We start from the raw sequence: 14,644 nt of genomic DNA, 5'->3' as shown, positions 1-14,644 counted from the left end.
AACTGTTGAAAACGGGGGCCGGCCCCAGGCGCCGGCACCCGTGCCTCGTTTCCCGGGAATAAATATGAACAGACTCACGAAAAACGCAGTGGCCGCGGCCACCTGCTGGACCCTGGCCGCCCTGCCTGGACTGGTGTCGGCCCCTGCCGTCGCCGCCGATAATGCTCCCTACAAGGTCGTGGAAGGCAACAAGGTGGATGCGCACACCCTGAGCGGCTGGAAAACCTGGCGAGCCATGGCCTGCGAGCGCTGCCATGGTGCCGCGCAGGAAGGCATGGTCGGCCCGTCGCTGGTGGACAGCCTGAAAGTACTCAGCAAGGACGAATTCAAGGCTGCCGTGCTGAAGGGGCGGATCGAGAAGGGCATGCCGAATTTCGATACCAGCAAGATGGTGAGCGAAAACATCGACAGCCTGTACGCCTACCTGAAGGGACGCTCGGATGGCGCCATCCAGCCCGGCCGGCTCCAGGAGATGGGCAAATGAACTGGCGGCCGTGCCGAACGAGGCGCTGGCGAACACTGCTGGCGGGCGGCGCCTGTGCGCTGGCTTGCCTGGGCAGCCCGGCAAGCGCCCAGGACGCCCCCCCACCCGGCCAGGACAAGGTGCTGCGGGTCTGCGAGGACCCGAACAACCTGCCGCTGTCGAACCGCGCGCAGGCCGGCTTCGAGAACAAGATCGCCGCCCTGCTGGCGCAGGAACTGGGCTGGAAGCTGGAGTACACCTGGTTCCCCCAGCGGATGGGCTTCATCCGCAACACCCTGCGTGCCAAGGAAGAAAATTCGGACCGCTTCAAGTGCGACCTGGTCATTGGCGTCCCGAAGGGCTTCGACATGGCCGCGACCACGCGCCCGTATTACCGGTCCACCTACGCCATGGCCTATGTCAAGGGCAAGGGACTGGACCGGGTGCGCAGCCTGGACGACTTGCTGGCGCTCGATGCCGGGCAACGCAAGAAACTGCGCTTCGGCGCCTTCGCGGGTTCGCCCGTCACCGACTGGCTGCTGCAACACGGCCTGATGGAACAGGTCGAGTGGTACCAGAGCCAGACCGGCGACGCCGACCAGTATCCGGGTGAAATCATCGAGAAGGACCTGGCCGGGGGCAAGATCGACGTGGCGTTTGCCTGGGGGCCGATTGCCGGCTATTTCGCCAGGAATACCGGGGCCACCCCGATCGTCGCCGTTCCATTGGCCCCCCAGCCGGGACTGAAGTTCGATTTCGAGATCGCGATGGGGGTGCGCCATGCCGACAAGGACTTCCGCCAGCGTATCGACGGCCTGATCGCCGCGAACCAGGGGAAGATTCGCGCCATCCTCACGCAATATGGCGTGCCGCTGCTCGAACCGCAGGCCGCAGTGGCAGCCGCTTCGCAACCGTCGAGGAAACCATGAGCATTCCGGCAAGCAGCACGCCACAGCTCGTGGCGTGGAAGCCGCCAAGGCGAGAACGCGATCGCTGCCGTAGGTCCCGCCCGGGATTTCGCCCTGGCTCCCGCCTTGGCGCGGCGCTCCTGGCCCTGTGCACGCTCGGGCCGGCCTGCGCCCAACCCATTTCGCCTGCCGAAGTCCTGTTGTTCGAGACCGATCACCTGGCGCGGATGAAGGCGCCGACCACCCTGGTCTATGAGTTCCGCAGGCAGAGCAACGTCGAGCCCGCCTTTACCGACAGCGTCCAGCTCGACGTTTCGCGCAACAAGGGACAGTTGCACGCCGTGCTGCGCTTCCTGACCGGCGCGCGCAAACAGGCCCTGCCGGAAGTGGACGACGCGCACGGCAACCCGGTGCTGCTCGGCTTCCTCGAGCGCGACATCGCCGAGATGAAGCGCCTGACCGGCGGGTCGGTCGGGTATTTTCGCAAACGCATCCGCCTCGCCCTGGCCAACGGTGCGAAGGTGACGCCGCAGCGCATCACTTACGGGGGCAAGGCCGTGGAGGCAAAGGCGGTGCGTATCCAGCCCTACCTGGACGATCCGCTGCATGCGCGCTTCGAAAACTATGTGCGCAAGACCTATACCTTCGTTCTCAGCGATGATGTGCCCGGCGGCGTGTACCGGGTCAGCACCACGCTGGCCAATGCAGCAAGCGGGCCAGCGCCGGGCACGGTGGTGGCGCGCACGGCGGCGCCGGATGCGGCAAAGCCCGGGGCAGCGTCCGCCGGGGCTGCCGCGCGGCGTGCCGCCGGCCCGGCAGCAACCCAGGCAACAACGCCGGCAACCAAGGCATCCAGGCAGCCCGGCAAGGCTGAGCCAGGCACGGCACTACCCGTCATCGATGAGACGCTCACCCTGGTCAAGGTCACCGAACCGCGGGGTTGATCGTCGGTTCGGCGCATGCCTGGATATCGAACCAGCCGGAGTCAGACGATGGCGCCCTTGAAAGTGTTTGCTTTCGATTACGTGATGGAGGGCGGGCAGACGGCACGCGCGCTGCCGCGCGCATTCACGCAGCAGGGTGAAATGCTGATCGATGCCCTGGTGGCCGACCTTGAAACCGTGCCGGGTGTCGAGGTGTGCACGATGGCGACGCTGCGCGGGCCCGGACCGGGCCTTGCACCCCCGGGTCCGTCCTTCGCCGAGCGCTTCGCTGCCTGCGTGCAGACGGCGGACGCGGTGTGGCCGCTGGCGCCGGAGTCCGACGGCTTGCTGGAAAACCTGTCGCGCGACATCCTGCGCGGCAAGCGCATCCTGCTGGGCAGTGCACCGGGTGCGGTACGGGTCGCCGCAAGCAAATTCAAGGTGGCGCGGGCGCTGGCCGAGGGCGGGGTGCCGACTGTGCCCACCTATCGGCCACACGCCGCCCTGCCGGCAGGCGAGGGCGCATGGGTCGTCAAGCCCGATGACGGCGCCGGCTGCGTCGACACCCGCCTGTTCAGCAATCGCGCCGCCGCGCTCGCATGGATCCGCACCAGCGCAGTTCAAGGTTATATCCTGCAGCCCTTTGTCGCGGGGAAGCTGGGCAGTTTATCGCTGCTCTGCTGCGACGGCGCCGCGCGCCTGCTGGCGCGCAACCAGGAGCGCGTGGTGGTGCATGACAACCGTTTCCATTTCCTGGGCAGTACCGTCAATGGACTGATCGATGCCGACGGCGCGCTCGAGCGCCTGGCGCAGCAGGTGGCGGCCGCACTGCCGACCCTGTGGGGTTATGTCGGCGTGGACATCATCCTCACCGATCGTGGCGCCGTGGTGCTCGATGTCAATCCGCGCCTGACCGCGGCCTATGCGGGACTGCATGCCTCGATCGGCTGCAACCCGGCCGGTCTGGTGATCGACCTGTTGAAGGGGCCGGCGATGCCGGCCCTGCCCACCAGGCGGCGCGTGGTCAGCGTCGATGTCGGCAGTGTCGACGCCGGCAGCTTCGACGCCGGCAGCTTCGAGCCCAGCGCCCCTACCTGATCACCACACCCCAGGGCAGCTTGCCGACCGCGATGTCGCGCAGTTTGGTGCGGCTGGCGGTGTCGATCACGCTCACGTTGTGCGAGCGGCCGTTGGCGACGTACAGTTTTTTGCCGTCCGGCGTGAGCGCCATGTTCCAGGGGCGCTGGCCCACCGGCACCGTCGCCACTACCTGGTTGCTCTTCGTGTCGATCACGGACACATTGGCGTCGCCGCCGTTCGAGACGTAGACGACACTGCCGCTCGGGTGCACGGCGATGCCGTTGGCGCGTAGCCCGGCCTTGATGCGGGTGACGACGGCAAAATTGGCGGTATCGATGACGAAGACTTCGTTGGAATTTTCGGCGGCGACATAGGCGCGGCTACTGTCCGGCAAAAAGCCGATGCCGCGCGGGCGTGCGCCAACCGCGATCTGGGCCACCTGCTTGCGGGCGGCAAAATCGATGATGTCGACGGCGTCGCCTTCCTCGGCACTGACGAACAGCAGGCGACCGTTCGGGCTGAACACCGCGTGTTCGGGATTCTTGCCGCGCACCGGGATGGAAAACGCCAGCGCATTGGTGCGGGTATCGGTCACGGCGATCTCGTTCTTGCCCTCGATCGCGGCCACCACCCAGCGTCCGTCCGGGGAAATCGAGACGCCTTCGGGCGACTCGCCCAGCGCTACGGTGGGGCCGAGCTTGCGGGCGCCCAGCTCGACCAGCTGCAGGCGGTTGTTCGGCTGGTCGCTGACATACAGCCAGCGTCCGTCCGGGCCGAGCGCAAGACCGCGCGGCTTGGACCCGCCGGGCAGTTCCGCCACCACCTGGTCGCTCCCCGTGTCGATCACCGAAATCGTGCCCGAGCCTTCGTTCGGTACATAGGCCAGTGGCGCGGCAAGGGCGGTCGAGGGCAGCGTGGCAAGGGATGAAGCCAGCGCCATGGCGGCGGCAAGGTGGTGGATCGGCAGGATGGTCATCGGGTCTCCACAGGCGGTTTGAAAGAGGTGTCAACGGCAGGCGCGCCACGCCACGGCCACATGCGCAGCAGCAGGCGGTCGCGGTCGACCAGCGTGTGCTTCGCGACCGCGAGCACGTGGATGGCAACGAGCACGGCCAGCAGCAGTGCGAACAGGTGGTGCGCGCCGTTGAAAAAGGCGTACAGGGCCTTGTCGTCCGGTCCCCAGGGCGCCCAGCGCACCACATTGAAGAACTTGACGCCGTGCTTGCTGAAATTCGATGCCAGATAGCCCGACAGCGGCATCGCCAGCATGCACACGTACAGTGCGACATGGCTGACGCGGGCGGCGCGGCGCTGCCAGGACGGCATCGAAGCCGGCAGGGGAGGTGGCTTGTGCGTCAGGCGCCAGCCGAGGCGCAGCAGGATCAGCAGGCCGATCACGATGCCGCTACTCTTGTGCAGGTTGACGTAATAGCTGCGTTCCGGCGTGCCGCGCGGGATGTCCTCGAGCATCAGGCCGAAGGCGAACTGGCCGAGCAGCAGCAGCGCAATCAGCCAGTGCAGGGCGATCGCGGTACCGGTATAGCGCGCCGGCAGGGGGACCTGCGCCGGGGCCTGCTTCGGGAATTGCATGGCTCCATCCATCGGGGCATTCATGGCTCAATGGAACAGCGATTTGTCGGGATGCTCGATATTCAGGCGTTGCAGCTTGCGGTACAGCGTGTTGCGGCTGATGTTGAGTTCGCGGGCCACGCCGCTCAGGTTCCACTGGTGGCGTTTCAGCTCCTGTAGCAACACCTCGCGTTCCGCGCATTCGAACGCATTCAGGCGGTTTTCAGCCTTGGCCTCCGCCTTGGCGTCCGCTCCGGCGTCCATCGTGCCGGCAGGCGCTGCAGCATGAATGGAGGCCGGCCCGGTACCGGGCACGGCAGCCGTGCTCATGCCGTGCGCCATACCCGTTGCCGTGCCGGAAACCGTCCCGCTGCCGGCCAGGTTGTGCCGGAATTCGGGCGGCAGGTCATGCACGGTGAGGCGGTCCGTTTCGCGCAGCGCGATCATGGTGCGCAGCAGGTGGCGCAGCTGGCGCAGATTGCCGGGCCAGCGCTGCCGCTCCAGCAGGGCCATCAGGCTGTCGTCGAGCTCGACCGGGCTGCCGGCATCGCTTTCTTCGAATGCCAGCTGGCGGATCAGCGCGCAACGGTCGACGCGTTCGCGTAGCGGCGGCAGGGTGAAGGTGACGCCTTGCAGCCGGTAGTACAAATCCTCGCGGAAGGCGCCGCTCTCGATTTTTTGGGCGAGGTCGCAATGGGTAGCGCTGATCAGGCGGATGTCGAGCTTGACCGGCACTTCGCCGCCGAGCGGCACCACCTCGCGTTCCTCGAGTACGCGCAACAGCCGCGCCTGGAGCGCGACCGGCATGTCGCCGATCTCGTCGAGGAACAGGGTGCCGCCATTGGCTTGCAGGAGCTTGCCGCGCTGCCCCTCCTTGCTGGCGCCGGTGAACGCGCCCGACCGGTAGCCGAACAGTTCGCTCTCGACCAGGGACTCCGGAATCGACGCGCAATTGATGGCGACGAAAGGACGGCTGGCGCGGCTGCCGGACAGGTGCATCGCCCGCGCGAAGCGTTCCTTGCCGGTGCCGGTTTCGCCCAGCAGCACGACGGCCACGTTGCGCTCCATGACGCGTTTGGCGGTCTCGATGTTGGCGCGCATGGCCGGGTCGCCAAGCTGCAGCGCGTCGAGCGCGGTGCGCGGCACGGGTTCGGGGAGTGCCGCGCTGCTGCGCTGCGGGCGGCGCGTACTGCCCAATGCCACCGGCTGGTAGACCACCGCGAAAAAGCGGGCGTTGCTGCGCACTTCGAAGATCGGCACCGGGTGGAATGCGCGCTTGACGCTGCTGTCGACCAGCCCGGAGAAGGTGAGGTTGAACAGTTCGCAGATGTCGCGCCCGACGACATCAAGCGGGCTGCTGTAGCCGAGCAGGGACAGGGCCGCGCGGCTGGCGGCGAGCACCGTGCCGGTCACGGAGAGCGCAATGGCGCCTTCGCTCAGCGTGCCGACGAACTCGGGACGGTTGTGGAAGCGCAGGATGAAGTCGTGGCGGAACTGGTGCAGGAACACCCGGTTCTCGATCATTTGCACCGACATGCTGACCAGGGCCAGCGTGTGCTGCTGGGCCAGGCGCGATTCGCCGGACGCGTCGAGCACGCCGACCAGCTCGCCCCCATGGTCGAAGATCGGGGCCGCGGCGCAGGACAGGCCGATATTGCGCGACAGGTAGTGCTCGTCCTGGTGCACGGTGAGCGGGCGGCGCTCGACCAGGCAGGTGCCCATGCCGTTCGTGCCCTGCACGCGCTCGCTCCACACCGCGCCCTGCATCAGGCCGGTCCTGGAGGCGGCATGGGTAAAGCCGGGGTCGCCGAAGTAATTGAGGAGGACGCCTTCGCTGTCGGTCAGCATGATCGCATAACCCGAGCCGGCCAGCTGCTGGTACAGGTTCGCCATCTCGACCTTGGCGACGGCTTGCACGTCGGCGAGCCGTTCCTGGCGCTCCTGCAATTCGACTGGCGCGACCACTTCCGGGTCGGCGCAGCTGCCGGGGTCGAGCTGGTATTCGTTGAGACACCGGATCCAGGACCGGGTGATCCGGTTGGCTCCAACCCGATCCGATCCAATCCGGTCGTGGACGACCGAATGGACGCGCTTGACGTGTTCCACGGCAAACTTCGACATGCTGTCTCCTGGGTCCGTGACTAGCGCCGCGCGCTGGCGCTGGCCACTGTCACTTTATGGACTGTTATATGAGTTGGACACCCGATTTGTTGTGGAGAATACACCGTTCTACTAGCTAATTGTCGAACGGTTTCCCATATTTTTTAACACCTGCCCACTCTGCATACGCCTTACTTTGGCGCAGTACAGAGCGGCATCAGCAATGCTTCGATCAGCGGGAACATTCCTCGCCAACTGTGGTCAATGGTGGAGTTCCTGGAAGAGGTCGTTAAGGTGGCGCTGCGCGCGCCACCCGATCACAGCAAAAGAAGCCGTTTACCTGGCGATCAGTACCAGCGTACCCCGGCCGCACAGGCCATAGTTCGTGTTTTCGCCCCCAACCAGCACCTCGGTACCCGGCGCCTGCACTTGCGAGGCGCCTTCGGCCCAGGTGCAGGTGTCGGTCACGCGATACCAGCTTTTCCCCGTGCCGGCCCACGGCAGCGTGAAGTTCACCTGCGCGCTCCAGGCGTTATGCGCCACATAGATGGCAGAGGCGCTGTCGCCGAACTCGGTACCGTCGATACGCCAGGCGATCGCATGGTTGGCCGCATTGTTGAAATAGGTCGCATCGGCCACGGCACCACTCGGGGTGAACCAGCGCAGCTGCTCCATCACGTTGCCGTTGTTGTCCACGCTCGAGTAGAAATTGGCCGGACGCAGGGCCGGGTGCGCCTTGCGGAAGGCGATCATCGCTTTCGTGAACGCCTGGAAGTTGTTCTGGTCCGTCGTGCGGGTCCAGCCCAGCCAATTGGCCGAGGAATCCAGGTTGTAGGGGTTGTTGTTGCAGTTGAGCGTGCGCAGCGCCTCGTCGCCGCCGACGATCATCGGCACGCCGGCCGAGAGCATCATCAGCGCCATCCCGTTGCGCGCCGCCTTGCGCTGGTCGGCCGCGATGCCGCCCTGGTCCCAGCTGTTGTTGTTGTCTTCGCCGCCGTCGCTCGGCCCCCAGGGCCAGGCCTGGTTGTTGTTCTTGCTGTTGCAGCTGTACAGGTCTTTCAAGGTAAAACCATCGTGCGCCGTGATGAAATTGACCGAGTGCCAGGGCTTGCGGCCATCGTCGCCGTACAGGTCGCTCGATCCGGCAAAGCGCGTCGCCATCTGGCCGGTCGTGATCGCGGCGCTGCCCAGCTTGTTCTGGGCCTGGCGCACGACGTCGCGGTAGCCGCCGTTCCATTCCGCCCAGCCGCTCGGGAAGCCGCCCACCTGGTAGGAATTGCCGCCGATGGCCCACGGCTCGGCGATCAGGTCGACGCCCGTGCCGCCGGCCGCCGTCCGGGGCGGCAGTTCGGCCACGATGCGGTTGATCGCATTGCCCGCATCCATCTTGTCGAAGTTGAAGCAGCCGTGCTGGCAGGTGTTGCCGAGCACCGAGGCGAGGTCGAACCGGTAGCCGTCGACGCCCAGCTTGTCGCGCCAGTAGGCGAGCGAATCGATGATCAGGTTCTGCGCCACCAGGTTGCGCGTGTTGTAGTTGCCGCCGACGCCCGTGTTGTCCCAGGAGTTCTGCATGTCCGAGGTCAGGCTGTAATAGGTCGGGTTGTCCAGGCCGCGGAAACTGGTGATGTTGTAGGTCGTCTTGTCGGTGGACGACCAGGCGCCGCCTTCGCCGGTGTGGTTATAGACTACGTCGACCAGCACCTTGATGCCGTTGTCGTGGAAGGCCTTCACCATTTCCTTGAACTCGCGGGTCGGGCCGCCGGGCGTCTTGTCGTAGGCATAGCGGCGGTCCGGCGCAAAATAGTTCAGGGTCATGTAGCCCCAGTAGTTGTCGCCGCTGTTGCTGTTCGGGTCGTTGTCGTTGGTGTCGTTCTGGGTTTCCTGCACCGGCAGGAATTCGATGGCGGTCACGCCCAGGCTCGCCAGCCAGGCCGCCTTCAGGCCCGCGCCTTTATACGTGCCGCGGTAGGCGGCCGTGATGCTGGTGTCGTTCATCGTCAGGCCGCGCACGTGGGCTTCGTAGACGACATCGTCCTTCAGCGCGCGGGTCGGCTTGACGCCGACCGACTGGGTGTCGCCGGCCAGCACGATGCCTTTGGGCGCCAGGCTGCCGCTGTCGATGTTGCGGTACAGCGCCCCGCTGGCGTAGATGGTGCCATTGGTGTTGGTCGGCGTTGTCGGGTCATGGCTCAGCTCGAGCGCGTACGGATCGGACAGCAGTTTATTCGGGTTGAAGCGGTTGCCGGCGGCGTCGACATCGCTGATGAAGCCGACGCTCGAGCCCTTGGTCCAGCTGGCGCTGTAGGGCCAGTTCGGCCCCCAGGCGCGGTAGCCGTAGTACAGGGTGCCGCCTAAACCCTGGCTGCTGAGGGTCGTGGTCGGGATCGTCACGGACCAGACGCCGTTCGTGTTGGTCATCACGTAGCGCGCTTTTTCGGCAGTGCCGGTCGCCGTGCTGTACAGGTAGAGCTCGATGCGCGTCGCTTTGCCTGAATACACCTTGAAGGTCACGTTGGCCTTGGTGGCGTCGTAGGCGGCGCCGAGCTTGTTGGGGTTGATCGCGGCACAGGCTGGTACGCTGGCCATGGTAGCGGCGAGGGCGCCGGTGAGCAGTGCCGCCAACAGTTTGCGTTGCAGTTGCATGTCAGTCTCCGTCTTTTGTTTGTTTTATAAGTATTTGTTCATAAAATGTACTTTCGCTACCTCTTCCATGTAGCTCATCAATACACCCCGGAGACGCTACCCCTCGGCCTTGCCGAAGTCAATCGTGTATGAGTAGTTTTGTTACGATCCCTTGACGCAGACATGTGGCGTCGGGCCAGGCCTCAATCTGGCACAATCCAAATGCGATGTTGCCAATCCAATAAAACGAGACGAGCATGAATGAGCAGGTTGCACGACGTGTCGTGCTGGTACGTTCGATCGAAAGCGCCGACACGGCCCATGAGGTGCTGAGCGAGGACGACCGCAAGTACGCCAGCCGCAGTGCACGCGAGCTGGCGGCATGGCAGGCGGCCGACAGCAAGAGCGCGGCCACCCAGGACCATTTCCTCCAGCAGCGCTCGGACCAGGTCCTCAAGCGCCTGGCCGAGCGCATCCCGGCCTTCGCCACCTTCCAGAAGCGCGGGCTCGGCCTGCATGGCGTCTGGCTGGCGCTGCCGCTGCTTGCGCTCGTTGCCGGCTTCCTGCTGGACCGGATCGCCGATCCGCACCGGGTCGATTTGCTTTCGGCCCCGCTCCTGTTCATCATTGGCTGGAACCTGCTGGTCTACCTGGTCCTGCTCGTCCGGGCAGTCATCCCCGGCCGCAAGACCGGCTGGGCGCGGCCCGGCCTGCTGCACCGCCTGAGTGTCGGCAAGGCGGCACTGCCGCGCAAGCTGCCAGGCCCCCTGTCGCGCGGCCTGGCGAACTTCCTGGAAGAGTGGGCCGTGCTGAGCGAACCGCTGACCCGCGCGCGCCTGTCGCGCACCGTGCACCTGTCAGCTGCCGCCTTTGCGCTGGGCGCGGTACTGTCGCTGTATTGGCGCGGGCTCCTGACCCAATACGTCGCCGGCTGGGAAAGCACCTTCCTCGATGCCGGCCAGGTCCATACGCTACTGTCCTGGCTGTTCCTGCCGGTGTTGACGCTCATCCCTTACCTGCAGGGCTTTTCGCTGGCCGAGATCGAGGCGCTGCGTTTCAGCGCCCGCACCCCGGCCGTCGGCGGCGAGCGCTGGGTGCACCTGTATGGCGCGACGATCCTGCTGCTGGTCGTGCTGCCGCGGCTGCTGCTGGCCCTGTTTGCCGCCTTGCGCGCGCGCCGCCTGGCCAGGCGCTTTCCGCTCGAGCTCGAGCATCCGTATTTCCGCCGGCTGGCCGACAGCATCGGCGCCGGTACCGCCGCGACCCTGCGCGTGCTGCCCTACAGTTTTACGCTCGACGAGGCGCGCGACCGCGGTTTGTGGACCGTGGCCGCGATGGCGCTCGGGGCCCAGGCGCGCGTGCTGCTGCGCCCGACGGTGCCCTACGGCGAAGAGCCGAAGGAGGCACTCGGCGAGGGCAGCCTGGATGAGGCCGGGGTGACCGTGACCGCAGCCCTGTTCAGCTTGTCTGCGACGCCGGAAAAGGAAAACCACGGCGCCTTCCTCGACTACCTTGGCCGCCATAGTAAACGCGGCGTGGCCGTGCTGCTCGACGAGTCGAGCCTGGTGGAGCGCGGCGCCGGCCAGGCCGGCCTGGAGGCGCGTATTACCGAGCGCATCGCGCTGTGGCGCCAGTTCTGCAGCTTCCATGGTGTTGCCGCGACGGTCGTCAACCTGCTCGATCCCGCCAAACGGCCGATCGAACTTGGCGCGGGCCTGGCCCTGCCGGAGCTGCGATGAGCGACCACATGAGCGACGACATGAGCAAGCTCGCCGTCAAAATCCAGTTCGCCCTGGTGTCGCACACGAACAATGGCAAGACCACGCTTGCGCGCACGCTGGTCGGCGCCGACGTGGGCGAAGTGCGCGACGCCGCCCACGTGACGACCTTCGCCGAGGCGCACCCCCTGCAGACGAGCCCTGCTGGCGACACCCTGCTGCTGTGGGACACGCCGGGCTTCGGCGACTCGGTACGCCTGCTCAAGCGCCTCGCCATGGCGGGCAACCCGATCGGCTGGTTCCTGCGCGAAGTGTTCGACCGCTACCGCGACCGCCCGTTCTGGCTCAGCCAGCAGGCTTTGCGCGCGGCCAAGGACGAGGCCGATGTCGTACTCTATCTCGTCAATTCCTCGGAGGCGCCGGGCGATGCCGGCTACCTGCCGGCAGAGATGAACATCCTCGAGTGGCTGGGCAAGCCGGTCGTGGTGCTGCTCAACCAGATGGGGCCGCCGCGTCCCGGCGCCGCCGAGGGCGCCGAGCAGCAGGAGTGGAAAGGGCACCTGGCGCGCTTTCCGGTCGTGCGCGAGGTGCTGGCACTCGATGCGTTCGCCCGCTGCTGGGTGCACGAGCACGTGTTCTATGAAGCGGTCGCGCCCCTGATCGACCCGGCCAAGCAGCCTGGCTATGCGCGCCTGCGCACCGCCTGGGAGGCCAACAACCGGCAGCGTTACGCCAGCGCGCTGCGCATGACGGCCGAGCAGGTGGCGGCGGCGGCGCGCGACAGCGAGCCTGTGCCTGGAGAGGCGCGCGGGATGTTCCGCTCGGCGCTCGCGGCGGTCGGCCTGGGCAAGGACGAGCAGAAGCGGCAGGAAGCGGCGATGGCCGCACTGGTCGAGCGCCTGAACGGCGAGATCAATAAAACGACGATGCGCATGCTCAGCCTGCACAAGATCGACCCGGGCCAGGCCACCACGATCAACATGCGCGTGCGCGAGAATTTCGCCGTGAAGGCGCCGATCGACAAGGCCCAGGCCGGGCTGATCGGTGCGGTGGTGTCCGGCGCGGCCACGGGGCTGTCGGCCGACCTGGCCGCCGGCGGCCTGACGATGGGCGCCGGCGCGCTGCTGGGCGCCATCGTCGGCGGCCTGACGATGGCCGGCGCCGCCTGGGGTTTCAACCAGGGGTTCGACCGCGACAAGCCAACGGTGCAGTTTGCCGACGCCTTCCTGCAGACGCTGCTGGTGGGCGCCGTGCTGCGTTACCTCGCGGTCGCCCACTTCGGGCGCGGGCGCGGCAATTATGTCGAAGGCGAGGCGCCGGCCTTTTGGCAGAGCGAGGTCGAGGCGGCGCTGGCTGCGCAGGACGGCATGGCCTCGCTGTGGCAGGAAGTGCGCGCCGCACCCGACCTGGGCGCCGCCAGCGCGCGCCTGTTCAACGTTGTCGAGCCGGTTGTCAACGCCACGCTGCTGCGCCTGTATCCGGGTGCGGCGGCCGCGCTGCCGCGCAAGGAGCCAGAGGCCGTGGCCAGGCCTGCCGCCTGACGCTCTCGGCGTTTACCCCGGGCAGGCCGTTTGCCCATGATGACGACTGCGGTCGTCATTTTTTTGCCTCTCTCTTCCCGGCAACGGTCCAAAATTGCACAGATAACCCAGCACTTGATCCGATACGGCACAGCACAGCGAACGCGGCAATGCACGCTATGCCCCGTAAGCGCCGGGCACGGGTCTTGCCCTCGCCTTGGGCAGCATCGACCGATGCGCACATCCATAACGACCGAACAAGGAGATGGCGATGAAGAAGATTCTTGCACTGGGCGCGTTGGCGGCATGCATGCAGCCGGCACTGGCTGTCGACATCAAGGCAGGCGACTGGAACGTGTCGGTGGGCGGCAACGTCAACGCCTACTATACCTTCGTGGATTGCAACGGCGGCGAAGTCGGCGGGCTGGCGCTGGGCGGCCAGGCGCTCGGCTGCGGCGGCAAGGACAGCCGCACCACGATTGGCAACGGCCTGCTGCCCAGCGCGCTGGTCACTTCCGCCTCGTCGACACAGGGCGGCTACGACATCAAGGCGCTGATCGGCATCTACGTCCACGCCGCCACCGACAGCGCCATCTCCCAGAACAGCGAGGTGGACGTCCGCCAGGCCTTCTTCACCTTCGGCAATGCCGGCCTCGGCACCTTCAAGCTGGGGCGCGACAACGGCATCTTTGGCTCCCACCCCATCCTCAACGACATGACCCTGATGGGCGTGGGCGCACCGGTACAGGCCACCCAGCGCGGCCGTGTTGCGCTCGGCCACATCGGCGCCGGCTACGCTTATTTCGGCCAGTATGGCCAGATCGCCTACAGTACGCCGGCAATGGGGAACGGACTCACCGTCGACATTGGCTTGATGAGCCCGGTGGCCGACACGCCTGTCGTGGCCGGCTCCGCTTATTCGGCCGATTCGACGCCGCAGTACCAGGCGCAGTTGACTTTTCAACAGGCCATGGCCCAAGGCGAGCTGAAAGCCTGGATCGGCGTCAAAAGCCAGCGCCTCGAGCCGGAGCTGCCCGGCACCCCTGACCTGACTCTGCGCGGAATCGAAGCGGGTGCGCTGTACCAAGCCGGGCCGGTCGGGCTGCTGCTCAACGTCCAGCGCGGCAGGGGGCTGGGCATCCTGTCGGACGCCGACCAGGGCCGTGTACGCACCACCCACTTCCTCGCGCAAGGCACGTACCAGGCGATGGACAAGCTCAAGGTCGGCCTCAGCTATGGCATGAGCGAGAATGACGACAATACCGTTGGCACCGGTGGCCTTGAGTCGAACCGGAACATCACCGTCGGCGCTTATTACGCCCTCAACAGTGCGATTACGCTGGTAGCCGAGGGCGGGCAAACGCGCTCGAAAGGTTTTGGCGGCGGTCGCGACAAGATGAACGGCGTATCGCTTGGCGGGTTCTTCGCCTTCTGATGGACGGCCGAAGGGAATGGGGAGCGCGGCCATGAGGTTTGTGGCCGGTCCTCCCAACACTTAGAGCGCCTAACAAAACCTCCATAGCTGCGTTGCAGCTCCTCGCCGTACAGGCGTACTGTCTTCGTCGCCGCGCCTTGCTCTGAAGGTTTTGTTAGGCGCTCTTAATGTCAGCTTAAAAATTAATGCTAAGCACTTGCGGCGCATAAACAGCTTTGCTATGATGCGCCTCCTGCTGCAGTAGTGCTGCGAAACGGTCAACGAAATGGAGTAGTTGGGTGTGTCGAAAGTGCGCTACGAACAGCG

11 protein-coding genes are annotated in these 14,644 nt (G+C 66.1%); 7 read left to right on the top strand and 4 right to left on the bottom strand.

Annotated elements, in window-relative coordinates; all coding sequences use genetic code 11:
- The first annotated feature begins 64 nt into the window (after positions 1-64).
- The 4 genes from ACFPN5_RS00175 to ACFPN5_RS00160 are packed head-to-tail and all read left to right on the top strand — an operon-like array spanning position 65 to position 3,392.
- Positions 65-484 (top strand): c-type cytochrome, encoded by a 420-nt coding sequence (locus ACFPN5_RS00175; protein WP_379778818.1) that lies wholly within the window; start codon positions 65-67, stop codon positions 482-484.
- On the top strand, positions 481-1,392 hold the full coding sequence (locus ACFPN5_RS00170; RefSeq protein ID WP_379778815.1) for a substrate-binding domain-containing protein: 912 nt from the start codon (positions 481-483) through the stop codon (positions 1,390-1,392). The genes ACFPN5_RS00175 and ACFPN5_RS00170 overlap by 4 nt, the downstream gene beginning before the upstream one ends.
- Positions 1,389-2,315: a hypothetical protein gene (locus tag ACFPN5_RS00165; protein WP_379778812.1), complete on the top strand. Its 927-nt coding sequence runs from the start codon at positions 1,389-1,391 to the stop codon at positions 2,313-2,315. Before ACFPN5_RS00170 ends, ACFPN5_RS00165 begins: the two co-directional genes overlap by 4 nt.
- A 48-nt stretch (positions 2,316-2,363) precedes the next feature.
- Positions 2,364-3,392, top strand: a complete 1,029-nt coding sequence (locus tag ACFPN5_RS00160; RefSeq protein WP_379778809.1) for an ATP-grasp domain-containing protein — start codon at positions 2,364-2,366, stop codon at positions 3,390-3,392.
- On the opposite strand, the gene ACFPN5_RS00155 is transcribed toward ACFPN5_RS00160, so the two are convergent.
- The 4 genes from ACFPN5_RS00155 to ACFPN5_RS00140 form a co-directional block, all read right to left on the bottom strand.
- On the bottom strand, positions 3,385-4,350 hold the full coding sequence (locus ACFPN5_RS00155; protein ID WP_379778806.1) for a beta-propeller fold lactonase family protein: 966 nt from the start codon (positions 4,348-4,350) through the stop codon (positions 3,385-3,387). The genes ACFPN5_RS00160 and ACFPN5_RS00155 overlap by 8 nt on opposite strands.
- Positions 4,347-4,964, bottom strand: coding sequence for a cytochrome b (locus ACFPN5_RS00150; protein WP_379778804.1), 618 nt, complete (start codon positions 4,962-4,964; stop codon positions 4,347-4,349). The genes ACFPN5_RS00155 and ACFPN5_RS00150 overlap by 4 nt, the downstream gene beginning before the upstream one ends.
- Positions 4,965-4,991: 27 nt before the next feature.
- Positions 4,992-7,064: a sigma-54-dependent Fis family transcriptional regulator gene (locus ACFPN5_RS00145; protein WP_379778801.1), complete on the bottom strand. Its 2,073-nt coding sequence runs from the start codon at positions 7,062-7,064 to the stop codon at positions 4,992-4,994.
- A 315-nt stretch (positions 7,065-7,379) separates the two neighbouring features.
- A complete protein-coding gene (locus tag ACFPN5_RS00140) occupies positions 7,380-9,686 on the bottom strand; it encodes a glycogen debranching protein (RefSeq protein WP_379778798.1) in 2,307 nt (768 codons plus the stop codon).
- A 236-nt stretch (positions 9,687-9,922) separates the two neighbouring features.
- Between ACFPN5_RS00140 and ACFPN5_RS00135 the strand changes: the two genes are divergently transcribed.
- From ACFPN5_RS00135 to ACFPN5_RS00125, 3 genes are all read left to right on the top strand, one after another.
- Complete coding sequence (locus ACFPN5_RS00135) at positions 9,923-11,404, top strand: DUF2868 domain-containing protein (protein ID WP_379778796.1); 1,482 nt, start codon at positions 9,923-9,925, stop codon at positions 11,402-11,404.
- Positions 11,401-12,924: a DUF3482 domain-containing protein gene (locus ACFPN5_RS00130; protein ID WP_379778793.1), complete on the top strand. Its 1,524-nt coding sequence runs from the start codon at positions 11,401-11,403 to the stop codon at positions 12,922-12,924. Before ACFPN5_RS00135 ends, ACFPN5_RS00130 begins: the two co-directional genes overlap by 4 nt.
- A 250-nt stretch (positions 12,925-13,174) precedes the next feature.
- Positions 13,175-14,338 (top strand): porin, encoded by a 1,164-nt coding sequence (locus ACFPN5_RS00125; RefSeq protein WP_379778790.1) that lies wholly within the window; start codon positions 13,175-13,177, stop codon positions 14,336-14,338.
- Positions 14,339-14,644 lie beyond the last annotated feature (306 nt).

The organism is Massilia niabensis, assembly GCF_042655085.1.
Classification (GTDB): Bacteria; Pseudomonadota; Gammaproteobacteria; order Burkholderiales; family Burkholderiaceae_D; genus Telluria; species Telluria niabensis.
This window is presented reverse-complemented; position numbering and strand designations above follow the sequence as displayed.